Origin of the sequence: Trinickia symbiotica (genome assembly GCF_002934455.1) — a bacterium.
GTDB classification, from domain to species: Bacteria; Pseudomonadota; Gammaproteobacteria; order Burkholderiales; family Burkholderiaceae; genus Trinickia; species Trinickia symbiotica.
The window spans coordinates 18,920-44,553 of the sequence record NZ_PTIR01000021.1; the positions used below are offsets into that span (position 1 = coordinate 18,920).

The window sequence follows — 25,634 nt, forward strand, 5'->3', positions numbered from 1 at the left end:
CCGAGGCGGCGGCCATTTAGCGAGCGAGCATTCGAGCCGCATTCCGTAGCGATCGGATAGCGCTTCGCAGTTGAGCCACGACCGATGTCCCCGAGACCCAATCCCCCCGACGCGCCTTCGGCGACGCTCGCCGTCACCGAAGCGCAAATCGAACGAGCTGCCGCGCGGCTCGACGCAGGTGAGCTCGTCGCTTTCCCGACGGAGACCGTCTACGGGCTCGGCGGCGACGCGACGAGCCCGCAGGCTGTCGCGCGCATCTATGCGGCGAAGGGGCGGCCGGCCAACCACCCGGTCATCGTCCATCTCGGGCCGAAAGGGGATCCCGGCTACTGGGTCAGCGAGTTGCCGGCCGATGCGCAACGGCTCATCGACGCGTTCTGGCCGGGCCCGCTCACGTTGATCCTGAAGCGCGCCGCGCATATTCCGGCCGCGGTGAGCGGCGGACAGGATTCCGTCGGCCTGCGCTCGCCGTCACACCCTGTCGCGCAGGCACTGCTGGACGCATTCGACGCGTTGCGCGGCGGTCGAGCGGGCGTCGCGGCGCCGTCGGCAAATCGCTTCGGCCATGTGAGCCCGACCACCGCGCAACATGTGCGCGACGAATTCGGCGATGCCGTGCACGTGCTCGATGGCGGGCCGTCGGAGGTCGGGATCGAATCGACGATTCTCGATCTCTCGCGCGGTTTCCCGGCGCTGCTGCGGCCGGGCCGTGTGACGCCGTTGGAGATCGCCGAAGTGCTCGGCGTCGCGCCCCGGCTGCCCGACGGCGGCGACGCGACGGCGCCGCGCGCGTCGGGCACGCTGAAGGCGCACTATGCGCCGCGTACGCCGCTTGCACTGGCACCGTTCGAGGCCCTCGAGCCGTTGCTTTCGTCAGCGCGGGATAGTGAGGCGCGGGTCGCGCTCGTGGCGCGGCGCTCGCGCGCCGGTGCCTGGGCCGACGCGCGCGACGTACTGTTCGTCGCCGCGCCCGAGGAGCCCGACGCTTATGCGCGCGAGCTCTACGGGATGTTGCGCGCGCTCGACCGTTCGAACGTGGCCCGCATCCTCATTGAAAAGCTGCCCGATACGCCCGAGTGGATCGCCGTCAACGATCGGCTCGGGCGCGCAGCGGCGGCTTTCGAGGCTGGCAGCTTCAGGGCTTGACGCCCGCGGCGGCGAGTTGCTGCTCGACGTACTGCGCGAAAAGCGCGTGCAGATGCGTCGTCGGATGGACCATATCGGCAAACATATACGACTGATCGGCACCCGCCACCGTCTGCGTCTGCGGCGAGCAGAACAGCGATGAAGCCAGCGCCGCGCCGAACTGAGCCGCCGTCTGCCCCGGCAGCAGCACGCTCGGGTTCGCTTCCGCGTAGGACGTGGCCGATGCCTGCATCTGCTGCAGGTTGCACGCCGTTCCCGTATTCGACACCGAGAAACCGTTCGCCTGGAAGTTGGCGAGCGTCGTGTCTTGCCACGTGAACGAGTCGATGAAGATCACCTTCGATGACAGGTTCTCCGCTTGCAGGAAGCTCGCCACGAGGCCGTTGAACGTCTGGGCGATGCCCGACAGAAGTTGCTGGGCTGCCGCGCCTTGCTGCGCCGCCGTCTGTACGCCCAGCGGGGTCTGGCCGATGTCGGGCACGTTCGCCAGCACCACGTGCGTCGCACCGTTGGCGACGATGGTACCGACCTGGTCGACGAGCGATTTCGCGACCGGGCCGAGCGTCGTGCTCACTTCTTTGAGGATCGCGGCTTGCGCCGTCAAGCCGGCCGCCATGTCGGTCTCGATCGCTGTGACTAGTGCCGTGCTATTGGCGAAGATATCGTTCGCACCGCCCTGGATCAGCACGATCTGATTCGAGTTGAAGCTGCCGTGCGCGCTCAGGTAGTTGGAGACCTGCGTGACGATCGGCGTCGTGGTTGCCGCAAGGTCATTGGGCGCCCAGCCGATGCCTTGCGGGTCCGTCACGCGGGCGCCACCTTGGGCGTAGCCGAAGCCGCCGGTCGCCTGCAAAGCGGACCCGAAACCGCCCTGATAGGCCGGCGTGAGGGTGTCGCCAAAGGATTCCGCAACCTTCTGCGTCCAGACTTCGCCGGGGTTCGTGGTGAATCGTCCGCCGCCGAAGTGCGGCAGAACATAGGCCGCATAAGTGCCGACGTCGGACAAGCTGTCGCCGAACGAGACGACCTGCATCTTGGTGGACGCGGCAGTCGTCGCGGTGCTGCCCCCGCCGCCGCCCCCGCCGCCGCATGCGGCGACGACGGCTAAAGCCGCGCCGGCGAGCGCGCACTGAGCGGCCCGCAGCAACCGGTTTCGTTGGGGTTCGTTGCGCTGTTTCATCGACTTCATCTCCTCGTATGTTCGGCTCGTCGGCCGTGGTTTCATGCCTCATTTGATGTCGTTGTTCGCCGCCTCGTGGTTGATCGCGGTGGCGTGTGTCGTCTTGTCCGTCTCTCCCCCGGCCGGCGATTACGCGTCGACTCCCCGCTGGGTCGTGCCCGAGACCGCGGCGGGCCGCGCGTTGGCGGCATGGAACGCGGCGGCCCACTCGGGCGGCGCGAGGAGCGCGCGCAGCTTGTTGCCCGGCCCCTTGGCATTTGCCAGATCCGCGAGCATCGACGCCCATTCGTGGAACGTCGCCTTGAGCGGATTGAAGGTCGTCAGCGGCTCGACGATGCCGTACTCGGGCGGATCGTCGGGGTCCTCCGCGACGTAGCTTCGAAAGACCCTGTCCCAGACGACGAGCACGCCGGCAAAGTTGCGATCGATGTAGCGTGCATTGCGCGCGTGATGGCACCGGTGCGTCGACGGTGTGTTGAGCACGTACTCGATCCAACCGAGCCGGCCGATCGCCTGCGTATGGACGAAGAACTGAAAGGCGAGATTGACGAGGACGATCGCGACGATCTGCTGCGGAGGAAAGCCGAGCACGGCGAGCGGCGTCCAGAACACCCACATGCCGGCGACCGGGTACATGAGGCTTTGGCGGAATGCCGTCGACAGATTGAGCCGCTCCGAGGAGTGATGGACGATGTGCGCGGCCCATAGCCAGCGCACGCGATGACTCATGCGATGAAAGACGTAGTAGAGCAGGTCCTGCGCGATGAAAAGGACGGCAAACGAGAGCCACCCCGGCTGCCAGGTGACGATACGAAAACGCTCGTAGACGAATGCATAGAAGGGCACGACGGCGAGCCACGCGAGCTTGTCCGCGCCCTGGTGCATGAGCGCAAGCACGGCGTTGCAAAGCGTGTCCCGCCAGCTGTAGATACGCGCCGCCGGCCTTGTGCGTGCAAAATGCCACGCCTCCCAGCCGATGCATGCAAGAAAGACGGGCGCCATGGAAATCAGAAGCAATTCGGCGTCGAATTGCATGGACGTCTTCCTCCGGAGTCTCTTCCTTGCTTTGATTTCAGCGCGCTCGCCGCGGGCGGTGCGCGCTGCAGTCCCCTTTTCGATACGGAGGCGGGAACATCATGGCAGCCGTCCGATCGTTGCTCGACAGCGTACACGCTGGCGGCCGTCGCAGTCGCTATTTGTCGTAGAAGGAATATTCGATCGAGATCCCCCGAGACAGAGGGGATCTCGGTGCGCGCTTAGCGCATGCCGCGATAAACCCAGTCGAGCAACGCGTCGTGAGCGGCGCGCGCGGCCGCCGCCCGGTCGTCGTTGATGAAGCTCACGACGACATAGCTCTCGCCGTTGGCCGCGGCGACGTAGCCGGCAATCGCACGCACATCGCGCAGGGTGCCGGTCTTGATATGCGCATTGCCGAGCACCGGGTCGTGGCGCAGGCGATTACGCATCGTGCCATCGACGCCGGCCACGGGCAGCGAGGCGACGAAGACCTGAGCGACGGGGCTTGCGTTGGCCGCCTGCAGCAAGTCGGCGAGCGAAAGCGCGCTGATGTGCTCGTCGCGCGAGAGACCCGAGCCGTTCTCGAGCGAGAGCTCGGGCATGGCGAGTCCTTTGCTGGTGAGGAATCGCTCGATCGCCTGCGCCGACTTTTGCGGCGTTGCCGGCGGCTTGTCGGCGACGGCGCCGATCGTCAGGAACAGGTTGCGCGCCATCACGTTGTTGCTGAACTTGTTGATGTCGCGGACGATGTCGCCGAGCGGCGGCCCTTCGTGGGTCGCCACGAGGCGCGCGCCGATCGGCACCGCGCCCTCGCGCGTCGCGCCCTTGAACGTGCCGCCTTGCTGCTGCCAGAGCGCGAGGAAGCCGCCCGCGAAGAATGCCGTATGGTCGAGCACCGCGAGGTTGACCGTGCGCGCGCCGCAGCGCACTGGATACTCGCCCGAAAAGAGCGCCTCGACGGTGCCGTCGCTTTCGGGCGTGACGTTCGGCATCGCGGCTTCGGCGCTCGTGCAGGCGCCGGCGCGAGTATGGAGCTCGTTGTCGATCTTCAGTTGCGCGAGCGCCGGCACGACGTCGATATCGACCGTGCCCGCGCTCGCCGGCGTGACCGTGAACGACAGCGACTTGAATGCGTAGAGAAGTGGGTCGGGGCCGACGTTGTACGGTGCGTTCGCGTCGTCGTCGAAGGCCGGCAGGTCGCGCGTCGACGGGTCGAAGAAGCGCTTGTCGAGCACGAGCCCACCGTCGATGCCGGTGATGCCGGCCTTGCGGATTCGGTCGACGAGATCGATCAGCTCTTCGGGCACGAGCTTGGGATCGCCGGTACCCTGGATATAGAGATCGCCGTGCAGCACGCCGGCGGTGTCGAGCGTGCCGTCGGCGTACGCGCGCGTGCGCCAGCGGTAGTCCGGGCCGAGTATTTCGAGGCCGGCGTAGGTCGTGACGAGCTTCATCGTCGAGGCCGGCAGCATCGGCTTTCCGGCGTTGAGCGCGACGACGGGCGTGGCCGAGCCGATGCGCTCGATCACGACGCTCATCGCCGAAAGCGGCACGTGCGCGCGTTCGAGCGCGCGGGTGACGGAAGCAGGGAGCTCCGTCGTGACCGACACGCGCGGGCGGTGCTTGAGCTTGCGCGCGTCGGCCGGCGTGGCGAACGCGAGCGCCGCGCACAGGCCGAGCGCAAGCGCGGCGCGTCCAAGCCCTCTGCCGGAGGGAGCACCCTCGCCGGGCGAGGCGGAACGAAGAGTAGGCGAAATGAAAGAAGAAACGAATTGCGGCGCGCGGCGCGAAAAGAGGATGAGCGAAGCGATCGGCATGGAAAGTACGGCGACGGGGTCGGGCAAATGCGAGAGCGAGCGGTCCGGTGTGACGCGGACGGCGCGCGGGACAGCACATTGTAGGGCTTGCCGCGCGTGACGCCGCGGCGATCTTCCCCGAATCGACCAAAAAACCACGGACCCGGGAGCCGCTACAATGCGATCCATGACTGACTTCCGGCGCATAGGGCGATCGAGGCGATGCGGATACTGCTGGTCGAAGACGACAGGATGATTGCCGAAGGCGTACGCAAGGCGTTGCGCGGGGAGGGCTTTGCCGTCGACTGGGTGCAGGACGGCGAGTCGGCGCTCACGGCCGCGGGCGGCGAGCCCTACGATCTCGTGCTGCTCGATCTCGGCCTGCCCAAGCGCGACGGGCTCGACGTGCTGCGCGCGATGCGCACGCGCGGGCTCTCGATGCCGGTGCTCATCGTGACGGCGCGCGACGCCGTGGCCGACCGCGTGAAAGGGCTCGACGCCGGCGCCGACGATTACCTCGTCAAGCCATTCGATCTCGACGAGCTCGGCGCACGGATGCGCGCGCTGATCCGGCGTCATTCGGGCCGCAGCGAGTCCGTGATCCGTCACGGCGCGCTGACGCTCGACCCGGCCGCGCACCAGGTCACGCTGAATGGCGCGCCCGTCGCGCTCTCGGCGCGCGAATTCGCGCTGCTCGAGGCGTTGATCGCGCGTCCCGGCGCCGTCCTGTCCAAGAGCCAGCTAGAAGAAAAGATGTACGGCTGGGGCGAGGAAATCGGCAGCAACACCGTCGAAGTCTACATTCACGCGCTGCGCAAGAAGCTCGGCGCCGATCTCATCCGCAACGTGCGCGGCTTGGGCTACATGATTGCCAAGGACGCCTGAGCGGGCCCGGGAGACCGCTTCGATCCCCTATGCGTTCCATTCGCCATCAACTGTTGTTCTGGCTCGTCGCGCTCGTCGTGGCGGGCGTCGGCGCCGCTGGCTGGCTCATTTACCGACAAGCGCTCGCCGAGGCGAACGAGCTCTTCGACTATCAGCTGCAGGAGATCGCGGCGGCGCTGCCGTCCGAGCCGTTCACGCAGATTCTCGGCGCGCACAACGATGCGGACGAAGGCATCGTCATCCAGATCTGGAGCCGCACCGGCGCGCTGATGTATTACTCGCATCCGCGCGCGCCGCTTGCACCGCGCGCGGAGCTCGGGTTCTCGACGGAGCGTACCGAGCGCGGTGACTGGCGCGTCTACGGCGCGATCGTCGGCGACAACGTCGTTCAGCTCGCGCAGCCGCTTTCGGTGCGCAACCGGCTCGCGGCCGACGTCGCGTGGCGCACGCTTTGGCCGCTCATCGTGCTGTTGCCGTTCCTGGGTCTCGCGGTCTGGGTCATCGTCGGGCGCGGGCTCGCGCCGCTCGCACGCGTGACGCGCGCGCTCGAGGCGCGCCGTCCGCAGGCGCTCGATCCGCTGCCCGACGAGCGCTTGCCGCTCGAGGTGCAGCCGCTCGTGCGCGCGTTGAACGGCCTGCTCGCGCGGCTCACCGAGGCGCTCGACACGCAGCGCGCATTCGTCGCCGACGCCGCGCACGAGTTGCGCACGCCGCTCGCCGCGGTGCAGATCCAATCGCAGCTCGTCGCGCGCGCGCAGGATGCGGATTCTCGTCGCGAAGCGCTCGTCGATCTGCAGGCGGGCGTCACGCGCGCCACGCGCCTTGCCGAGCAGTTGCTCGCGCTCGCGCGTGCCGAGCCTGTCGACGGGGCCGTTCGCGTACCGGTCGACTTACGCACGCTCGTCGCCGAATGTGTCGCCGCGCATGCGCCGATTGCCGAGCGGCGCGATGTCGATCTCGGCTTCGAGGAATCCGAGCCCGCCACGATCGTCGGCGACGCCGACGCGCTGCGCGCGATGGTCGGCAACCTGCTCGACAACGCGGTCAAGTACACGCCGCACGGCGGACGCATCGACGTCGCGCTCAAGCTCGACGATGACGGCCACCCGTGCCTGCGCATCGGCGACAGCGGCCCCGGCATTCCGGCCGAGGAGCGCGAGCGCGTCTTCGACCGGTTCTACCGCGACGCTTCGGCGCGTGCCCGCACGGACGTCGCGGGCAGCGGCCTCGGCCTTGCCATTGTCAAGCGTGTCGCGGCGCAGCACAACGCGGCGGTCGAGCTTGGGCAAGCACCGCTCGGCGGCCTTCTGGTGACGGTCCGATTCCCTTCAGGAAACGTGCAGAAAGCGTTAAGTCCCGTTTAAGTGAGCCCTCGTATTCTGCGAACCATCAAGCAAGGAGGCCCTTTCGATGAATACGAAGACCCTGTCTCGCAGCGCAGTCGCGGTTGCGGTGGCGGTTGCGCTCTCGACCGGCTACGTGGCCGGCACCCGCCACACCGATCCGCAGATCATCGCGTCCGCGCACGCCGCGGCCATGATGCCCGCCGAAGCGGCGGCCAAGACCGGCATTCCCGATTTCTCCGGGCTCGTCGAGACGTACGGCCCGGCGGTCGTGAACATCAGCGCCAAGCATGTCGTCAAGCGCCCCGCGCGGCGCTCGATGCAACAGCTGCCGATCGATCCCAGCGATCCGTTCTATCAGTTCTTCAAGCGGTTCTATGGTCAGTTCCCCGGCTTCGGCGGGGGCGGCGACGACGACGGCGGCGCGCAAAGCGATATCCCGAGCGCGAGCCTCGGCTCGGGCTTCATCGTCAGCAGCGACGGCTACATCCTCACGAACGCACATGTGATCGACGGCGCGAACGTCGTGACGGTGAAGCTCACCGACAAGCGCGAGTTCCGCGCGAAAGTCGTCGGCTCCGACAAGCAGTCCGACGTCGCGGTGCTGAAGATCGATGCCTCGAACCTGCCCACCGTCAAGATCGGCGATCCGAACCAGAGCAAGGTCGGCCAGTGGGTCGTCGCGATCGGCTCGCCGTACGGGTTCGAGAACACGGTGACCTCGGGCATCATCAGCGCGAAGGGCCGCTCGCTGCCTGACGAGAACTACACGCCGTTCATCCAGACTGACGTGCCCGTCAACCCCGGCAACTCGGGCGGGCCGCTCTTCAACCTGCAAGGGCAGGTGATCGGGATCAACTCGATGATCTATTCGCAAACGGGCGGCTTCCAGGGCCTTTCGTTCGCGATTCCGATCGACGAGGCGATCCGCGTCAAAGACGAGCTCGTCAAGACGGGGCACGTGAGCCGCGGCCGTCTCGGCGTGGCCGTGCAAAGCGTCGATCAGACACTGGCGAACTCGTTCGGCCTCTCGAAGCCGGCCGGTGCGCTCGTGAGCTCCGTCGATCCGGGCGGCCCGGCCGCGAAGGCAGGGTTGCAGGCCGGCGACGTGATTCTCGCCGTGAACGGCCAGAGCGTCGACGACTCGACGGATCTGCCTGCGCAGATCGCGGCAATGAAGCCGGGCTCGAACGCGACGCTCGATATCTGGCGCGACAAGACGAAAAAGCAGGTGACGGTCAAGATCGGCTCGATGTCGGACACGAAGGTGGCCAGCAACGGCAGCCCGAGCGCCCAGCAAGGGCGGCTCGGCGTGGCGGTGCGCGCGCTCACGCCGCAGGAAAAGAACGGCAGTTCGCTGACGCATGGCCTGCTCGTGCAGCAATCGTCGGGCGCGGCCGCTAGCGCGGGCATCCAGCCCGGCGACGTGATCCTCGCCGTCAACGGCAGCCCCGTGTCGTCGCCTGACCAACTGCGGCAAATCATCTCGAAGGCCGGCAATAGCGTGGCGCTCCTGATTCAGCGCGACAACGCGCAGATCTTCGTGCCCGTCGATCTCGGCTGATCCGCACGGCGAAGCGGCCCGGCATCCTGAAGCCCCCGGGTGCCGGGCCGCGGCTTCATCGGCATCGACAGGCGCCCAAGCGCACAGGCATGCAGCTTGCTGCGCAACGTGATGGGGCGGGATGCCGTTCCCCGGCGACGCGCCGGGCTCAGGATCCCGACGTGCGGTCATTCAAAGGAGCGATGCGATGAAAACGCCAGGCAGCGGATCGGCGGATAAACGGATGATGAAACGAGCAAGCAAGCGGATTGGCGTTGTCGCCGCGATGGCACTGGCGCTTGGTTTCGCCGGCAGCGTGCTCGCGCAGCAGGGGTCGTCGGCTGTCGTCGGCGGCACGACGACCGACGCGACGAGCGCCGGCAACGAGAACGGCGGCGGCATGCCGCAGATCCAGCACGAAGGGGCCGTGTCGTACGTGTCCGGCGGCGTGGGCATCGACGAATCGACGGCGCTAAAGCGCGCGGAGCACCAGTGGCCGCTCGCGATGCGCTTCACGGGACCGACGGCGGACTACCTCGCCGATGTGCATGTCCGGATCGTCGGGCCGCAGGGCGCCGATGTATTGAGCACGGACTCGCGCGGTCCCTACATGCTCGTCAAGCTGCCGCCGGGCCGTTACACGGTTCATGCGCGCTACAAGGACGAGGAGCAGACGCGCACGGTGACGGTCTCCTCGGAGCCGGGTGCGCGAGCCGATTTCCACTGGGATATCCAATAGCGTGAAACGCTGCCCGCGCACGGCGGCGGGCTTTGACAGATAATGAGAGCCACGGGTGTCCGCCCGTGGCTTTTTTTTCGGCATGCGTCGGACCGCCCCAAGCATGCTGACGCCCCCGCGACCGCAGGTGCGCCGGGAAGTCCCGTTGGAGGGGCGCCTGGCTAATCGCCTTTGGGGAGGGGCAATGTTGGCTCTCTATAATCTGACGCGCCGGCGGGCGGCCGAGCGAACCAGGTCCAGGGGAATCGCCATGACGAATGACGCTGTTCATCGTGTCGAGATCGCGGCCAATCAGCACCGATTGCGCGTGATTCACGGCGGCATCACGCTCGCCGATACCTGGCGAGGACTCACGCTCATGGAGACGGGCGAGCCCGTGGTCTTCTACTTTCCGCGCGAAGACGTCAATATGTCTCGCTTCGAGCGGTCGGATCATACGACGCGCTGCCCCTACAAGGGCGTGGCGACGCATTTCCATCTGCTCACCGAAGAGGAAGGCAAGGTCGAAAACGCCGCCTGGAGCTACGAGGCTCCGCTCGGGGCTGCAGCGCGAGTGAAGGGCTACGTCGCGTTCTATCCGTCGCTCGTGGACAGAATCGACCAGACGTCATAGGCGAAAAGGCGCATGCATCGAAGGGGACCACGATGGAGTTGACCGATGCATTGCGCATTCCGCTCGATCCCTCGATCGTCGCCGAATCACTCGACGACGGCGCCCTCTTGCGCGCAAGCCTCGAGAATTGCGAATCGTTCGAGCGCCGCCCCGGCGGCGAGTACGCGCTCGTGGTGACGGTGCCGGTCGGGCCGCTGCGCGGCCGCTACGATGTTCGCATGCACATGATGACGAGTCCGGGCGGCGCATACGGCGGCGTCCCCGCCGGCGGCGAGCATCGGCTCTCGCGTACGCTGAACCTGAAGGCATCCGCCGCGGGCGTGGGCTCGTTGCGAGGACAGGTCACGATCGAGCTCGAGGCGGATAGCGAGCGCGCCGATGAGCAGACGAGTGCGAGAGGGAGCACCAAGGCAGGCGTTGACGACGCGGGCGCCACACGTGTCCAGTATGCGATATGGGCGACGCTGACCGGGCCGCTCGCCGAGCTCGCGCCGCGGCAAGTCGAAAACGCGCTGCAGGCGCTCGCCGACGATTTCTTCGCGGAGTTCTCGGCGGTGCTCCAAGCCAAGTACGGCAAAGGGCCGAACCGGGCACGCTCCGGCGCCGCGCACCGCCAGCACGTGTTCCTGCGCCCGATCAGTCTCGCCGGCCTTTCGCGCAGGACGGCATCGACCGATCCGCTCGACCCGGCCTCGCGCCGTTCGGGCGACGCCATGATCGGTCAGCGAGGTGCGGAGAGCCTGGGTCGTCGCCGGCCGCAGGCGATGCCGGCCTGGGCATGGGCTGCGGCATTCGCCGTCGGGATCGCCTTGCTCTACCTGCTCCATCGGTTCGAGTAGCGGTCGCGTCGGCGCCGCACAAGGGTAAGCGCAAGAAATCCCATCGAGCGCGCTCGGCCGCAGCGCCGTGCAAGCCGCCTTCCTCAGCCTTATTCACCGCCCGCCCCGAGCCGCAACGCAGGGCTCGTGCGCACGGTATCGAGCGCCGCGTCGATGAACGGCTCGATATGCGCGGCGAAATCGATCGACGGCGCAATCAACAGCGAGTCACGCAGGCAGCCGCCGATGAACGCATGGAGAAAAAGCGCCGAGCGTCGCGTATCGAGATCGGCAGGTAGCTGACCCTTGGCGACGGCCTGCCGCAAATCGCGCTCGATCTTGCCGACGCCTTCCTGCATGTTCGTCTGGTGTCGGACCTTCACCGGCCCCATTTCGTCGACGAACTCACACTTGAGAAAAAGGATGTCGAATACGCGCCGCCGTTGTGGATCGTTGCAGCACGCGTGCAGACACCATTTCATCGTCTCGGCGAGCTTTCCGAGCGGGTCGGCGGGGTCGTCGTCGCCTTCGATGAGCTCGTCGAGCGGCAGCAGGACGCGATCGAACATCGCCGTAAAGAGATCGCCCTTGTTCTGAAAGTGCCAATAGATTGCGCCTCGCGTCACGCCCGCATGCGCGGCAATCTCGGCGAGAGACGTCCGCGACACCCCTTTGTCGTAAAAGACCCGCTCGGCGGCATCGAGAATGCGGTTACGCGTCTCTCGTGCCTCTTCCTTCGTTCGTCTGACCATGTTGCATGCCCGCGTCACCGGGCTTTCTTTAGACTAATGGCGCTCATTTGAGCGTCGAATCGGCCGTGCGGCGCACGACGCGAGCGGATTGTTGCCTTTCGGGGTTAGATCCCGCAACGAAAACCTTTTACATACATTTCCGAATGTATATACAATACGCGCTACGTTTGAATGGTTCAAGTTCGATGCACCGGGGGAAATCCCGGTAATATCCGGCACTGACCGACGCTCGCACTGTTGCGAAGAGTTCTCGCGCTTTCGCACCGGCGGTTCTCGCGAGCGCACTACCGGGGCGATGCGGGGGCGAAGCGGCGTTCGGCCATCTCGGCGCCCCCGCCGGCCGCAGCCTGTCGGCTTTCATCAAGCGTTTTTGCGACGTGACGTCGCGCCGCGCGCCTTGTGGGGATCGGGCGCAGCGGACCTACATGTGTCCCAGTCATTGACCAGAGGTCGCTCCATGCGTGTCGAACCGGTTCACCTCCGCCTAATCTGCGCCGCGACGGCTGCCCTCATCCTTGTCGCGTGCGGACAAAAACAATCGGCGCCGCCGCCGCAGACGCCCGAAGTCGGCGTCGTCGACGTGAAGACGAGCGCCGTGCCGGTCGTCACCGAGCTGCCGGGCAGAACGAATGCGTACCTCGTCGCGCAGGTGCGCGCGCGCGTCGACGGCATCGTGCTGTCGCGCGAGTTCACCGAAGGCAGCGAAGTGAAGGCGGGGCAGCGTCTCTACAAGATCGACCCGGCGCCTTATATCGCCGCGCTGAACAGCGCGAAAGCGACGCTCGCGAAGGCCCAGGCGAACCTCGCCAGCACGACGGCGCAGGCGAATCGCTATAAAGTGCTCGTTGCGGCGAATGCCGTCAGCAAGCAGGATTACGACAATGCCGTGGCGGCCGAGGGCCAGGCCGCGGCCGACGTCGCGTCGGGCAAGGCCGCGGTCGCGACGGCGCAGATCAATCTCGGCTACACCGACGTCATCGCGCCGATCACCGGGCGCACCGGCGTCTCGCAGGTCACGCCGGGTGCCTATGTGCAAGCGAGCCAGGCGACGCTCATGGATACGATCCAGCAGATCGATCCCGTCTATGTCGATCTCACGCAATCGAGCCTCGAGGGGCTCAAGCTGCGCCGCGACATTCAGGAAGGGCGGCTGAAGACGAACGGGCCGAATGCCGCGAAGGTCACGCTGATTCTCGAAGACGGTCGCGAGTATCCGGAAAAAGGCAAGCTGCAGTTCACCGACGTGACGGTCGACCAGTCGACGGGCTCCGTCACCGTGCGCGCCATTTTCCCGAACTCGGGCCGTGTCCTGCTGCCGGGGATGTTCGTGCGCGCGCGCATCGAGGAAGGCGTCAACGAGAATGCCATGCTCGTGCCGCAGATCGGCGTGACGCACGACCAGAAGGGTCAGGCGACCGCGCTCGTCGTCGGTCAGGACGGCAAGGTCGCGCCGCGTACGCTCACCACCACCGGCATGCGCGGGCCGGACTGGATCGTCGAGGCGGGCTTGCAGCCTGGCGACCGCGTGATCGTGCAAGGCACGGAGAAGGTCCACCCCGGCATGACCGTCAAGCCGGTGCCGGCCCAGCTTCCCGCTCAGGCGGGCGGCGCCTCCTCCGTGGGCAATAGCCAGAGCGCCTCCTCGGGGGCGCAGGCCTCCGGCGCCTAACCACGGGAGTCCCGTCAAATGGCCAAGTTTTTTATCGATCGCCCGATTTTCGCGTGGGTGATCGCCATCATCCTGATGCTCGCGGGCGTCGCGTCGATCTTCAATTTGCCGATCGCGCAATACCCGACGATCGCGCCGCCTTCGATTCAGATCTCCGCGAGCTATCCGGGCGCCTCGGCGAAGACGGTCGAGAACACGGTGACGCAGGTCATCGAGCAGCAGATGAGCGGTCTCGATCACCTGCTCTATCTGTCGTCGACGAGCGACGACTCGGGCACCGCGACGATCACGCTGACGTTCGCCGCCGGCACGAACCCTGACATCGCGCAGGTGCAGGTGCAGAACAAGCTGTCGCTTGCCACGCCGCTCCTGCCGTCCGTCGTGCAGCAGCTCGGCACGAAGGTGACGAAGTCGAGCAGCAGCTTCCTGATGGTGCTCGCCTTCGTCTCCGAAGACGGCAGCATGAACAAGTACGACCTCGCGAACTACGTGGCGTCGAACATTCAGGATCCGGTGAGCCGTATCGACGGCGTGGGCACCTTGTCGCTGTTCGGCACGCAGTACGCGATGCGGATCTGGCTGGACCCGAACAAGCTGACGAACTACGGGCTCACGCCGGTCGACGTCTCCACGGCGATCCAGAACCAGAACGTGCAGATCGCGGCCGGCCAGCTCGGCGGCACGCCCGCCGTGCAGGGGCAGATGCTGCAGGCAACGATCACCGAGCAGACGTTGCTGCGCACGCCGGAAGAGTTCGGCAACATCCTGCTGAAGGTCAACCAGGACGGCTCGCAGGTGCGCATCAAGGACGTCGCGCGCCTCGAGCTCGGCGGCGAGAACTACAACGTCGACACGGCGTACAACGGCCAGCCGACGGTCGGCATGGGCATTCAGCTCGCCACGGGCGCGAACGCGCTGCAGACGGCGAAGCTCGTGCGCCAGAAAGTCGCCGAGCTGTCGAAGTACTTCCCGCACGGCCTCGCCGTGAAGTACCCGTACGACACGACGCCGTTCGTGCGCCTCTCGATCGAGGAAGTGATCAAGACACTGCTCGAAGGCATCGTGCTCGTGTTCCTCGTGATGTATCTGTTCCTGCAGAACCTGCGCGCGACGCTGATTCCGACGATCGCCGTGCCGGTCGTGCTGCTCGGCACGTTCGCGGTCATGAACGCTGTCGGGTTCTCGATCAACGTGCTCTCGATGTTCGGGCTCGTGCTCGCGATCGGTCTGCTCGTCGACGATGCGATCGTCGTCGTGGAGAACGTCGAGCGCGTGATGGCCGAGGAGGGGCTCTCGCCACGCGAGGCGACCAGAAAGGCGATGGGCCAGATCACCGGTGCGCTCGTCGGGGTTGCGCTCGTGCTGTCCGCGGTGTTCGTGCCGGTGGCGCTTTCGGGCGGCTCGGTCGGCGCGATCTATCGGCAGTTCTCGCTCACGATCGTCGCGGCGATGGTGCTCTCGGTGCTCGTCGCATTGATTCTGACGCCGGCGCTTTGCGCGACCATTCTGAAGCCGATTCCGCAGGGGCATCACGAAGAGACGAAGGGTTTCTTCGGCTGGTTCAACCGGACGTTCAACAGCAGCCGCGAGAAGTATCAGAGCGGCGTGCACCATGTGATCCGTCGCTCGGGCCGGTGGCTGCTGATTTACATCGCCGTGATCGTCGCAATCGGGATGCTCTTCGTGCGGCTGCCGAAGTCGTTCCTGCCCAACGAAGATCAGGGTTACGCGTTCATCCTTGTGCAGACGCCCACCGGTTCGACGCAAGAGACCACGGGCAGGACGCTCTCGAACATCGCCGACTATCTGCTCACGCAGGAGAAGTCCGTCGTGGAATCGGTCTTCACGGTGAACGGCTTCAGCTTCGCGGGCCGCGGCCAGAACTCGGGCCTCGTCTTCGTGCGGCTCAAGGACTACAGCGAGCGGCAGCACGCGAATCAGAAGGTGCAGGCGGTCATCCAGCGCATGTTCATGCATTACGCGAGCTACAAGGACGGGATGGTGATCCCGTTCAATCCGCCGTCGATCCCCGAGCTCGGCACGGCGGCCGGCTTCGACTTCGAGCTGACCGACAACGGCGGGCTCGGCCACGAGAAGCTGATGGCCGCGCGCAACCAGCTCCTCGGCATGGCGGCAAAGGATCCGACGCTCGCGCTCGTGCGCCCCAACGGCCTCAACGACACGCCACAGTTCAAGATCGACATCGATCGTGAAAAGGCGCAGGCGCTCGGCGTCACAGCCGAAGCGATCGACCAGACGTTCTCGATCGCCTGGGCGTCGAAGTACGTGAACAACTTCCTCGATACGGACAACCGGATCAAGAAGGTCTACCTGCAGGCCGACGCACCGTTCCGCATGTCGCCGGAGGACATGTCGAAATGGTACGTGCGCAACGGCGCGGGGACGATGGTGCCGTTCACGTCGTTCGCATCGGGGCAATGGACGTTCGGATCGCCGAAGCTCGAGCGCTATAACGGCATCTCGGCGGTCGAGATCCAGGGGCAGGCCGCGGAAGGCAAGAGTACGGGCCAGGCGATCACGGCGATGGAGAAGCTCGCCGCGAAGCTGCCGGCCGGCATCGGCTATGCCTGGACGGGGCTCTCGTATCAGGAACTCCAGTCGGGCTCGCAGGCGCCGATTTTGTACGGCGTGTCGATTCTCGTCGTCTTCCTCTGTCTGGCGGCGCTCTATGAAAGCTGGTCGATTCCGTTCTCGGTCATCATGGTGGTGCCGCTCGGCGTGATCGGCGCGCTGTTGGCGGCCACGCTGCGCGGGCTCGAGAACGACGTGTTCTTCCAGGTCGGCCTCTTGACGACGGTCGGTCTCTCGGCGAAAAACGCGATTCTGATCGTCGAGTTCGCGCGCGAGCTGCAGCAATCCGAGGGCATGGGGCCGGTGGAAGCGGCGATGGAGGCGGCGCGGCTGCGGTTGCGGCCGATTCTGATGACGTCGATGGCCTTCATTCTCGGCGTGTTCCCGCTCGCGATCAGCAACGGCGCCGGTTCGGCGAGCCAGCATGCGATCGGCACGGGCGTGATCGGCGGGATGCTGACGGCGACGTTCCTTGCGATCTTCTTCATCCCGATGTTCTTCGTCGTGATTCGCGCGAAGTTCGCGGGTGAGACCGAGGATGCCGACGCCGCGGCGCGGCTTGCCGCCGAGCATCATGCGCTGCAATCGGCGAACGGCGGGAACGGCGATCTCAACGGGAACGGCAACGGTGGCGACGGCCGTGACGGGGGCAACGGCGGTCCGCGCGGCGGCTCGGGCAGAGAAGGACACTGAAATGACGACCCCCACGCTCACTATCGTTCGCTGCCCCCCGGGGGGGCTTCAGCCTCCCTTGGGGCGGCCCGGCGGGAGACTGAAATGCAAATGAAAAAACACTCCTTGATTGCGGTGGCCGTCGCGGTCTTCGCCGCCGGCTGCTCGTTCGAGCCGAAGTACGAGCGTCCGGCCGCCCCGGTGGCCGCCACGTTCCCGAGCTCGGGCGTCTACGCGCCCAAGCCGGCTCCCGCGCCTGAAACTCTGCCCAAAGGGCTGCCCGCCGAGCCGGCGACGCAGCCGCTTTCAGGGCGCAGCGCGAACGGTCAGGCTGCCGCCGATATCGGATGGCGCGACTTCTTCGCCGATCCTCGGCTGCAGCGGATCATCGAAATCGCGCTCGCCAATAACCGCGATCTGCGTGTGTCGATGCTGAATGTCGCTCAAGCGCGCGCGCAGTACCAGATCACGCGTGCAGAGCTGTTCCCGACACTCAATGCGACGGGGGAAGACAGCGTCCAGCGCACGCCGAAGGATTTGTCGTTCTTCAACCGGACGGTTTCGAGGACCTACCAGGTCGGTCTGAGCTCCTCCTGGGAGCTCGACTTCTGGGGCCGCATTCGCAGTCTCAAGGATCAGGCGCTGCAGCAGTACTTCGCGACGGCCGAAGCCCGCAAGGCGGCGGAAATTTCGCTCGTGTCGCAGGTCGCCGATCAGTATGTGACGATGCTCGCCGACGACGATCTGCTGCAAGTGACCGAGGACACGCTGAAGACGGCGAGGGCGTCCTATGAGCTCACCAAGCTGCAGTTCGAGAACGGTACGGGCTCGGAGCTCGATCTGCGGCAGGCGGAGTCCGTCGTCGAGCAGGCGAACGCCAATCTGCAGGCGCAGGCGCGCGCGAGGGCGCAGGCCGAAAATGCGCTCGTGCTGCTGCTCGGTCAGCCGCTGCCCGACGATCTGCCGCCGGGTCGCAAGCTCGACGATCAGGCACTGCTCGCCGACATTCCAGCCGGCTTGCCGTCCGATCTGCTGACGCGGCGTCCGGACATCATGGAAGCCGAGGCGTCGCTGCGCGCGGCGAACGCGAATATCGGCGCGGCGCGTGCGGCGTTCTTCCCGAAAATCACGCTGACGGGCTCGTTCGGCACGGCGAGCCCGACGCTCGGCGGGCTCTTCAAGCCGGGCTCGGCGGCGTGGACTTTCGCGCCGCAGATCTCGCTGCCGATCTTCGAAGGCGGCCAGAATGTCGCGAACCTCGATCTCGCGCACATCCAGAAGAACATCCAGGTCGCGAACTACGAGAAGGCGATTCAATCGGCGTTCCGCGACGTGGCCGACGGGCTCGCCGCGCGGAGCACCTACGATCAGCAGATCGACGCGCTCGAGCGCAATACGTTCGCCGAACAGCGCACGCTCGATCTTTCGACGTTGCGGTACAGGAACGGCGTCGACAGCTATCTGCAAGTGCTCACCGCGCAGACGAACCTCTATAGCGCGCAGCAATCGCTCATCAACGCGCGCATGGCGCGGCTCACGACGCTCGTGAACCTGTACGTCGCGCTGGGCGGCGGCTGGCTGCAGCATGCCGGAGAGACGCCGCGCGCGCCTGACGACGGCACCGATTACCGGACGATGAGCGGGCTGCAGGGCGGCGCGTCGTCGGTGAAAGCGGCTGCGGCACCGGGCTGACGATCGGCGCGGCTCGCGCTTTTTGCAATGAGTTCGCACGGGTCGGCATCGCGCCGGCCCGTGCGCGTTTTTGCATGCGGATTGGCGTTGTTTTGCGTGGTTGCTCCGGGCTCGGGCGCGCTCAGTAGGCGAGCCGCGGCGCGACGTATCCGCCGAAATTCGGCCCGATGCCAGAGGCCTGCGTCGGTATCTTGAAGCCGCCGACGAAGTGGCCCTGGATGTACTTGCTGCTGCCGCCATAGCTGCCATCGATATGAAAGGCGGCGAACGCGACGACGGGGACGTACGACTTGTTGTAGATCTGGCTGACCACAGGCATGAGGACGGTCACGTTCGTCGGCACGCTGTTGTAGATCGTGTCCTTGACCCCCGGCTGCAGCCAGATGTCGTTGCCGATCGAGATCGGTGACGGATTGCCGCTCGTGATCAGCTCCCGAACCGTCGGGACATTGTTGAACGATGTCAGGAACGAAGTCCACTGCCCGGCATAACAGGTGGAGCCGTACAACTGACCGTTGCCGATCTGGAATTCATAGGGCTTTCCCGACGAATCGAGCACGGGCTGATTGGTCGCCGAGTTCCAGTACTGGTTGTACACGCATTCGTCGAGCACGACCGGAAAGAGGGCGCCCGCGGGAATCGTGGAAGGCGATGTGACCACGGCGACGGCGGTTGCATGGTCGGTCGTCGTCGGCATGCCGAGCAATGCGCCGAGCAGCAGCGCGATGAGGCCGTTCGCCGACGCACTGCGCGCGATCGTCACTTGCACCGCGGGCACGACGGTAGCGGCAGGCGGTAACGCGACCGTGCTCGGCGGCAAAATGGCCGGCGCCGAGGCGGCGAGATCCCAGTAGCCGGTCGCCACGGTACCGGTCGCGAGCGGTGTGCCATCCGACTCGTTCAACGGAATCGCGGCTGTTGCCGACGTCGCCGCGCCGGACCAGTTGGGCCCGCTCGTGCCCGATGCGAGGGTGGCCGCGCCCGTGAGCGCGGCCGCATCCGCCGCGTTCTGCAGCTCGTTGGCGGCGGAGAAGACGCGCGGCACGTCGACGGCGAATGCGCCGAACATGAGGAGCGGCGCCAGCATGAACAGCATCCAGATCGCGATGGCGCCGCGCTGGCGCGCCGCGGCGCGCGAAGACGCGTGTGCACTTGGGCGCACCGCGTGCCGGCCAAACGCGGCCATCGAGGCGCTGCGCATCGGTTTCGCGGGCTGACGGGGCATCTCATTCACAGTTTTTCACCGCGGTGGCCGTGACGGTTACGGGGCCGGTCAACGAGCTCAGCGCTGAACCGAGGACGATTCCGTTGTACGTGTAGCTGATGGTGACCTGCAGCGCATTGCCGCTTCCGGCCGTGGCGCAACTGCCCGATGGGCTGACCGTCACCGTCGGGGTCGTCGCCGTGCCGCCCGTGACGAGATTGTTCGTCGTGTAAGCGAGCGCCACGCTCTGGATCTGGCTGGCGGTGAGCGGCGACGCACGCAGAACCACACCCGCGCGTGCCGCTTCGCCGGCGGCATTCGTGATGACCGCCTTGTCGCAAAGAACGAGGCTCGTATCGATGATGCCGAAGAGAACCAACATCAGGAACGGCAGCATCAGGACGAACTCGAGCGCCGCGATGCCGCGCTCCTTCGTCGCCGGGCGCCGTTGCGCTCTCATCGAAGCGCCTCGCTCGTCGATTCCGAAGCGACCGGTTCGCTGCGCCGCTCGCGCGTCTCGCCGGAGGGCGCCGGCGCCCCAAGCCGCGCGCGCAGGCCGCGATAGAACTGCAAGTCGTCTTCGGCGGAGTCCGCCGGTAAATCGGCGCTCAGAATGCGCTTGGCCGCCTCGTCGTTGCCGAGCATCCCGTAGGCGAGCGCAAGGTCTTGCCTTGCTTGCGGCGGCGCGTCGGGCAGGCCCGCGATGTCGAGCAGCACGTTTGCGCCTTCACGCGCACGGTTCGACAGGGTCAGCGAGAGGCCGAGGTCGGTTTTCAAGCCCTGCACCTCGGGATGTCGCTGCAAGGCCGCGCGATAGACGGCCTGGGCTTCGTCATGCCTGCCTTGCAGATCGAGCGCCGTGCCGAGACCTTCGGCGGCCACGGCGTTGTCCGGGTGGGCCGCGACGAGCTTGCGGTAGCGGGTGAGTGCCGAGTCGAGGCGGCGTTCGCGCAGCGCGACGCGAGCGAGCCCGAGTTGCGCGCGCGGGTCCTCCGGCGCCTGCGCCTCGACGCGCGCATAGAGTAGCCCTGCTCGCGCGAGATCGCCGATCGCGTACATCGCATCGCCGAGACCGAGCTGGGCCGTGGCGGAGTTCGGATCGGCCTTCAGCATTTTCTCGAAGAGCGAGACGGCGAGCTGGGTGTCGCCGGCTTCGAGCGCGCTTTCCGCGATGCGCAGATCGGCCGCCGCATCGGGCGCGCGCGTTGCCGCCACGGGTTGTGGAACGACGTAATGGTTGCTCGCGCAACCGGCGAGGACGCTCGCGATGAAGACGGGTGCGGCCAACGCCAGCGTGATCGATCGAGGCCGGGGCGTTTGCTTCATGAGTCGATCTCCGAATGTCATCAAGGCGTCAATGGTGGCGAAACACGACCATCAGCCGGATGACGGCGGGCCCTGCCGCGATCAGCCCGACGGTCGGCATGATGAACAGCATCATCGGCAGCGTCATCTTCGGTGCCAGTTTCGCGGCTTTTTCCTCGAGCCTGACGATCTGCATGGCGCGCTCCGTGCGCGAGAGCGTGCGCAGCGACTGTGTAATCGGCGTGCCGTACTTTTGCGACTGAATCAGCGTCGTCACGAGCGCGCGCATGGAAGGAAGTCCGATGCGCTCCGCCATGCCATTGAGCGCTTGGGCGCTGTCGCCGCCGATCGAAAGTTCGTCCGCCGTGACGGACAGCTCGTCGGCAAGCGGCGGGCAAATCGTCTCGAGTTCTTTCGCCACGCGCTTGATGGCGACGACGAGACTGTTGCCGGCATTCGTGCAGATGACGAGCAGATCGAGCGCATCGGGCAGCGCGATGCCGATCGCCTTGCGGCGCCCCCGGGCCACGAAGCCGATCGCGTATTCGGGCAGCATCATGCCGATGACGAACGCACCCGCCATCAGCAGCACGCGAAAAATGAAAAGCTGGCCGAGCCCCGGCAAGTGTCCGCCGACAGCGATGGCGCCGAGCGCGAGGCAGGCGCCGGCGAGGATCTTGAGCCCTGAGACGACCGCGATTGCGCGCCGGTCGCGGAACCCCGCGCCGGCGAGTCTCGCCGCGAGCTTGTCGCGCTCTTGCGCCTGCACGACGGGCAACCGTTCGCCGAGCGATGCGACACGTTTGGCGAGCCGTTGCGGCATGCTTGTCGCGGCATCGGCGCCCGCGGCTTGCGCGGCCGCGGCGCGCGCAACGACCTGCCGCGCGCGCTGGGCGACACGCGCGCGCGTGCTCGCGCCACGCAGGACGAGCCACAGCGTGGCGACGCAGAGCAAGGCGAGGAGGGCGGCGTTGCGCCAGAAATCGGCGGTCATCATCGTGATGTGTCCAGGTTGGAAATCTTGCGGATCATCCAGAGGCCGACCGTCATCAGGGCGGCGGCCGTCACGAGAATCTTGTGTCCGGCACGTGTGTTGGTGAGCAGCTCGACATAGGCGCGGTCGACGAGAAACATGAAAGCGAACATGACGAACGGGACCGCCGCGATCATCTTGCTGGCGAGGCGACCCTCGGCCGTCAGCGCCTTGCTCTTGGCGCGGATGTCGCGCCGCGTGCGGACGATCGAGGCGAGATTCTCGAGCGTGTCGCCGAGATTGCCGCCCGTTTCGCGCTGCAGAATCAAGCAGACCGTGAAGAACGAGAAATCCGCGAGCTGCAGGCGCTGCGCGGCCAGCTCGAGGACATCTTTCAGCTCGGCGCCGACGAGCAGCGCGTCGCCCATGCTCCGGAAGGTCGCGCGGACCGGCTCTTCGCTTTCGACGCCGGCCGTGCAGACGGCCTGGACGACGGGGATGCCCGCTCGCACGGCGCGAATGATGAGATCGAGCGTATCGGGGAATTGATTGAGGTAGCGTTGGCGGAAGCTCGCGACCATCCACGCATAAACCGAGCGAAGGGCGACGAACGCGACGCCGACGCTCGCCGCAAGGCGCAAAAGCGGGGATAGCCCAAGAAACGACGATCCGACGAAACAGACGATGAATGCCGCCGCGGCGGCGAGACCGAGCGTGCGCATCCCGTTCGCGCCGGCCACGGTCCGCACGCGTTCGCGCCACGCGGTGAGCGCCGCCAGCACGGCTTGATCGCTCGCGCTGAACCGCTTATGAACCAGCTCGTGCCGCGGCTTTTCCGCGCGCTTCGGCTTGGCGCCGTCGCGCGGATCGCGGAACGCGGCGACGCGCGATTGGATGCGCGAGGCGGGCCGCTGTCTCGCCATGGCGCGCAGCGTGCGCGCGGCGAGCCCCGCGATGACGATCACGAAGAAGGCGCCGAGTGCCACGACATCCGCGGGCGTCATGATTGCATCGCCGCGAGCAGCGCCTCTTCGAGCCCGTAGTAGGCAGCCCGCTGCGCGAAGACGGGGCGCAGCGAGGCGCTTTCGAACGCGCCTCGCACCTGCTCCTCGTAGGCGCTCGCGTTATAGCGGAACGTGAAGAGGTCTTGCGTGATGACGACGTCGCCTTCCATGCCGGCGATTTCGGTCACGTGCGTGACGCGCCGCACGCCGTCCCGCATTCGTTCGATTTGCAGAATCATGTGGACGGCGCTCGCGATCTGACGACGGATCGACATCAACGGCAAATTGCCATTGGCCATCATGACCATGCTCTCGAGCCGAGTGATCGCATCGCGGGGCGTGTTCGCATGGACCGTCGTCATCGATCCATCGTGGCCGGTGTTCATCGCCTGCAAAACGTCGAATGCTTCCGTGCCGCGCGTCTCGCCCAGAATGATGCGGTCGGGGCGCATGCGCAGCGCGTTGCGCACGAGGTCGCGCTGCGAGATGCCGCCGAGTCCCTCGCTGTTCTCGGGCCGCGTCTCGAGGCTCACCACGTGCGGCTGCTGCAGCTGCAGCTCCGCGGCGTCCTCGATCGTCACGACACGCTCGCTTTCGTCGATGAAGCGTGACAGCGCGTTGAGCAATGTCGTCTTCCCCGACCCCGTTCCCCCGGAGATGACGATGTTGAGCCGGCATGCCGTCGCAATGCGCAGCACGTCGACCATCGTCGGGGAGATATTGCCCTGCTGAGCCATCCGCCCGAGTGTGATGTTGCGCTTGGCGAACTTGCGGATCGAGATCGATGCACCGCGCAAGGCGATCGGCGGAAGGACGACGTTGACGCGGCTGCCGTCGGCAAGGCGCGCATCGACCATCGGGCTGCTCTCGTCGACGCGCCGCCCGACGGCCGCCGCGATCCGCTGCGCGACGTTGACCACGTGCGCGTTGTCGCGGAATTTCAGCGGCGTCAGCTCGAGCTTGCCGCCCCGCTCGACAAAGACTTGATCGGGGCCGTTGACGAGAATGTCGGTCACGCGCTCGTCGGCGAGCAGCGGTTCGATCGGGCCGATGCCGAACATGTCGTTGACGATTTCGTCGACGATCAGCGACTGGTCGGCGAGCGACAGCGTGAGGCGATCTTTCGCGATCAGCTCGGCGGCGATTTGCTCGATGCCTTCTCGCACCTCCTGGCGCGACATCGTGAGCGCGGCCGACATGTTCATCGAAGAGAAGACGGCCGAGCGTATCGTCCTGAACGTTTCTGAGCGAATCAGCGCTTCGTGGCGATCGGCGGCGGCAGGTCCGCCTGGCGATGACGGTATCGGCGCGGGCGGTTCGGCCGCCGCCGCTTCCTGCGCGAGCGGCGTGCTCTTGCTCTTGCCCGCGACGAAAGGATGCGCCGCCTCGGCTTCGTTCGCGCCGCGCTCGACGGTGGCGTCGATCGGCATCGAGGCGTTGCGGCGGCCGAACATCAGCGTGCCCTCCGCTTGGCGAAGAGCCGCGCGTACCAGCGCTTCGAGCTCGCGGTTGCTACCGGTTCGCTGCCCGTGATCGCGTTCGAAAGCGAGACGATCGCGCGTGCGAACGACGATCGATTGGGATCGCCGAGTGCTTCGCCAAGGCTTTCGGCGATGGCGAGGGTTTGCGGCTCATAGGGCAGCGGATGTACCGAGCCGCGTCCGAGCGCGCTCGTGAAATCGGCCGCCTGCACGCGGCCCGCGACGGGCTGCCTCGCCTCGTTGAGCAGAACGACGATGGAGGGATTCGAATCGCGGCCCTCGGCGAACCGGCACAAGCGCGCGGCTTCGCGCGTGGCGTGCACGGAGTGATCGGCCACGACGTGAATCATCGCGCTCGCGTCGAAGGCTTCCTCGACGAGCCCGCCGGCTCGTTGGGGCAAGTCGAGCAAGATGTAATGAAAGTGGCGCTTGAGCATCGCCACGAGTTCCGTGAGCGCGCCATGTCTCAGGGCGAAGTCGCTGTTGTACGGGAGTTCCGACGCGAGCACGAACAGACGATCGTCATGGGCGACGAGCGCCTGGTGGAGCAGTTGCTGATCGAGCCGCTGCGTGTTGAGCATCAGCTCCATGAGCCCGCTGGTATTGGCGACGTCGAGCATGGAGGCCGCGGCGCCGCCGTACGGGTCGAGATCGACGTAGGCGACACGGCGGCGCGTCGTTCCCGCGAGGTGACGCGCGAGCGCCGTCGCGATCGTGGTCGTGCCGACGCCGCCGCGCGCGCCGACGAAGCTGATCGCCTTGCCGGTGCGGGCCGAAGCGCCGGGGTCGGTCGAGTCGATCGCGCGCCGCACCAACTCGACCGTGAGCGGCTTGACGAGATACTCTTGCACGCCGAGCTGCAGGAGGCTCCGATAGAGCCCGACGTCGTTGCGCTCGCCGACGACGACGACGGCGACCGAAGGATCGACGACTTCGGCAAGCCGCATCAGATCGGAAATCGGCATGGCCGAGCCCGAGACGTCGACGATGAGGTGGCGAGGGGACTCGCTCGCCTTCTTCATGATGTCGATTGCCTCGTCGAGCGTGCCGCGCGCGACGTGCGAGTTCGCGATCGCCCGATCGAGAATGACGTTGCGGATGACTTCCTCGCTGCTCGCATCGGCGACGACCGCGACGAGCTGCTCGCTACCGGAAGACCGGCCGCGGCGTTTCAGAACATTCGATTCGAGGGCACCCATATGCGTCGTCT

Annotated in this window: 22 protein-coding genes; 11 read left to right on the top strand and 11 right to left on the bottom strand. The window is 66.5% G+C overall.

The window, feature by feature from the left end:
* Positions 1-84 precede the first annotated feature (84 nt).
* Complete coding sequence (locus B0G57_RS24625) at positions 85-1,146, top strand: L-threonylcarbamoyladenylate synthase (protein ID WP_018440862.1); 1,062 nt, start codon at positions 85-87, stop codon at positions 1,144-1,146.
* On the opposite strand, the gene B0G57_RS24630 is transcribed toward B0G57_RS24625, so the two are convergent.
* From B0G57_RS24630 to dacB, 3 genes are all read right to left on the bottom strand, one after another.
* Complete coding sequence (locus tag B0G57_RS24630; protein ID WP_026229698.1) at positions 1,136-2,326, bottom strand: SGNH/GDSL hydrolase family protein; 1,191 nt, start codon at positions 2,324-2,326, stop codon at positions 1,136-1,138. The genes B0G57_RS24625 and B0G57_RS24630 overlap by 11 nt on opposite strands.
* Positions 2,327-2,455: 129 nt before the next feature.
* Positions 2,456-3,361 (bottom strand): sterol desaturase family protein, encoded by a 906-nt coding sequence (locus tag B0G57_RS24635; protein ID WP_018440860.1) that lies wholly within the window; start codon positions 3,359-3,361, stop codon positions 2,456-2,458.
* 221 nt (positions 3,362-3,582) lie between these two features.
* The gene (gene dacB, locus B0G57_RS24640; protein ID WP_018440859.1) at positions 3,583-5,160 is read right to left on the bottom strand and encodes a D-alanyl-D-alanine carboxypeptidase/D-alanyl-D-alanine endopeptidase; all 1,578 of its coding nucleotides are present in this window, start codon (positions 5,158-5,160) and stop codon (positions 3,583-3,585) included.
* 201 nt (positions 5,161-5,361) lie between these two features.
* On the opposite strand from dacB, the gene B0G57_RS24645 reads away from it, so the two are divergent.
* The 6 genes from B0G57_RS24645 to B0G57_RS24670 all read left to right on the top strand — a co-directional run bounded on the left by B0G57_RS24645 (position 5,362) and on the right by B0G57_RS24670 (position 11,101).
* A complete protein-coding gene (locus tag B0G57_RS24645; RefSeq protein WP_018440858.1) occupies positions 5,362-6,024 on the top strand; it encodes a response regulator in 663 nt (220 codons plus the stop codon).
* A 29-nt stretch (positions 6,025-6,053) separates the two neighbouring features.
* Positions 6,054-7,388 carry an ATP-binding protein gene (locus tag B0G57_RS24650; RefSeq protein ID WP_018440857.1) on the top strand — a complete coding sequence of 445 codons (1,335 nt, stop codon included), beginning with the start codon at positions 6,054-6,056 and terminating at the stop codon, positions 7,386-7,388.
* A 46-nt stretch (positions 7,389-7,434) separates the two neighbouring features.
* A complete protein-coding gene (locus B0G57_RS24655; RefSeq protein WP_018440856.1) occupies positions 7,435-8,931 on the top strand; it encodes a DegQ family serine endoprotease in 1,497 nt (498 codons plus the stop codon).
* A 187-nt stretch (positions 8,932-9,118) separates the two neighbouring features.
* Positions 9,119-9,649: a carboxypeptidase-like regulatory domain-containing protein gene (locus B0G57_RS24660; protein WP_018440855.1), complete on the top strand. Its 531-nt coding sequence runs from the start codon at positions 9,119-9,121 to the stop codon at positions 9,647-9,649.
* Positions 9,650-9,899: 250 nt separating this feature from the next.
* Complete coding sequence (locus B0G57_RS24665) at positions 9,900-10,262, top strand: DUF427 domain-containing protein (protein ID WP_018440854.1); 363 nt, start codon at positions 9,900-9,902, stop codon at positions 10,260-10,262.
* Between the two features lie 32 nt (positions 10,263-10,294).
* Complete coding sequence (locus B0G57_RS24670) at positions 10,295-11,101, top strand: CoxG family protein (protein ID WP_018440853.1); 807 nt, start codon at positions 10,295-10,297, stop codon at positions 11,099-11,101.
* Positions 11,102-11,190: 89 nt separating this feature from the next.
* On the opposite strand, the gene B0G57_RS24675 is transcribed toward B0G57_RS24670, so the two are convergent.
* Positions 11,191-11,832 carry a TetR family transcriptional regulator gene (locus B0G57_RS24675; protein WP_020566199.1) on the bottom strand — a complete coding sequence of 214 codons (642 nt, stop codon included), beginning with the start codon at positions 11,830-11,832 and terminating at the stop codon, positions 11,191-11,193.
* A gap of 457 nt (positions 11,833-12,289) precedes the next feature.
* On the opposite strand from B0G57_RS24675, the gene B0G57_RS24680 reads away from it, so the two are divergent.
* The 3 genes from B0G57_RS24680 (at position 12,290) to B0G57_RS24690 (ending at position 18,457) form a co-directional block, all read left to right on the top strand.
* Positions 12,290-13,501: an efflux RND transporter periplasmic adaptor subunit gene (locus B0G57_RS24680; protein ID WP_018440851.1), complete on the top strand. Its 1,212-nt coding sequence runs from the start codon at positions 12,290-12,292 to the stop codon at positions 13,499-13,501.
* Positions 13,502-13,519: 18 nt separating this feature from the next.
* Entirely contained in the window at positions 13,520-16,786 is a 3,267-nt protein-coding gene (locus B0G57_RS24685; protein ID WP_018440850.1) for an efflux RND transporter permease subunit, read from the top strand.
* A gap of 90 nt (positions 16,787-16,876) precedes the next feature.
* Complete coding sequence (locus B0G57_RS24690) at positions 16,877-18,457, top strand: efflux transporter outer membrane subunit (protein WP_018440849.1); 1,581 nt, start codon at positions 16,877-16,879, stop codon at positions 18,455-18,457.
* A gap of 121 nt (positions 18,458-18,578) precedes the next feature.
* Here B0G57_RS24690 and B0G57_RS24695 read toward each other — a convergent pair whose 3' ends face one another.
* Positions 18,579-19,553 carry a pilus assembly protein TadG-related protein gene (locus B0G57_RS24695; RefSeq protein ID WP_018440848.1) on the bottom strand — a complete coding sequence of 325 codons (975 nt, stop codon included), beginning with the start codon at positions 19,551-19,553 and terminating at the stop codon, positions 18,579-18,581.
* Here B0G57_RS24695 and B0G57_RS32190 point away from each other — a divergent pair.
* Complete coding sequence (locus B0G57_RS32190; RefSeq protein ID WP_018440847.1) at positions 19,543-19,674, top strand: hypothetical protein; 132 nt, start codon at positions 19,543-19,545, stop codon at positions 19,672-19,674. The genes B0G57_RS24695 and B0G57_RS32190 overlap by 11 nt on opposite strands.
* A 9-nt stretch (positions 19,675-19,683) precedes the next feature.
* Here the strand turns inward: B0G57_RS32190 and B0G57_RS24700 are convergent, their stop codons facing one another.
* Genes B0G57_RS24700 through B0G57_RS24725 form a run of 6 tightly spaced genes read right to left on the bottom strand, consistent with a single transcriptional unit; the run spans position 19,684 to position 25,623 of the window.
* Positions 19,684-20,121: a TadE/TadG family type IV pilus assembly protein gene (locus tag B0G57_RS24700; RefSeq protein ID WP_018440846.1), complete on the bottom strand. Its 438-nt coding sequence runs from the start codon at positions 20,119-20,121 to the stop codon at positions 19,684-19,686.
* Positions 20,118-20,987 carry a tetratricopeptide repeat protein gene (locus B0G57_RS24705; RefSeq protein WP_020566198.1) on the bottom strand — a complete coding sequence of 290 codons (870 nt, stop codon included), beginning with the start codon at positions 20,985-20,987 and terminating at the stop codon, positions 20,118-20,120. Before B0G57_RS24705 ends, B0G57_RS24700 begins: the two co-directional genes overlap by 4 nt.
* A gap of 28 nt (positions 20,988-21,015) precedes the next feature.
* A complete protein-coding gene (locus B0G57_RS24710; RefSeq protein ID WP_018440844.1) occupies positions 21,016-21,963 on the bottom strand; it encodes a type II secretion system F family protein in 948 nt (315 codons plus the stop codon).
* A complete protein-coding gene (locus tag B0G57_RS24715) occupies positions 21,960-22,943 on the bottom strand; it encodes a type II secretion system F family protein (RefSeq protein ID WP_018440843.1) in 984 nt (327 codons plus the stop codon). Before B0G57_RS24715 ends, B0G57_RS24710 begins: the two co-directional genes overlap by 4 nt.
* Complete coding sequence (locus B0G57_RS24720) at positions 22,940-24,397, bottom strand: CpaF family protein (RefSeq protein ID WP_018440842.1); 1,458 nt, start codon at positions 24,395-24,397, stop codon at positions 22,940-22,942. The genes B0G57_RS24715 and B0G57_RS24720 overlap by 4 nt, the downstream gene beginning before the upstream one ends.
* Positions 24,397-25,623, bottom strand: a complete 1,227-nt coding sequence (locus B0G57_RS24725; protein ID WP_018440841.1) for an AAA family ATPase — start codon at positions 25,621-25,623, stop codon at positions 24,397-24,399. Before B0G57_RS24725 ends, B0G57_RS24720 begins: the two co-directional genes overlap by 1 nt.
* Between the last annotated feature and the right edge of the window lie 11 nt (positions 25,624-25,634).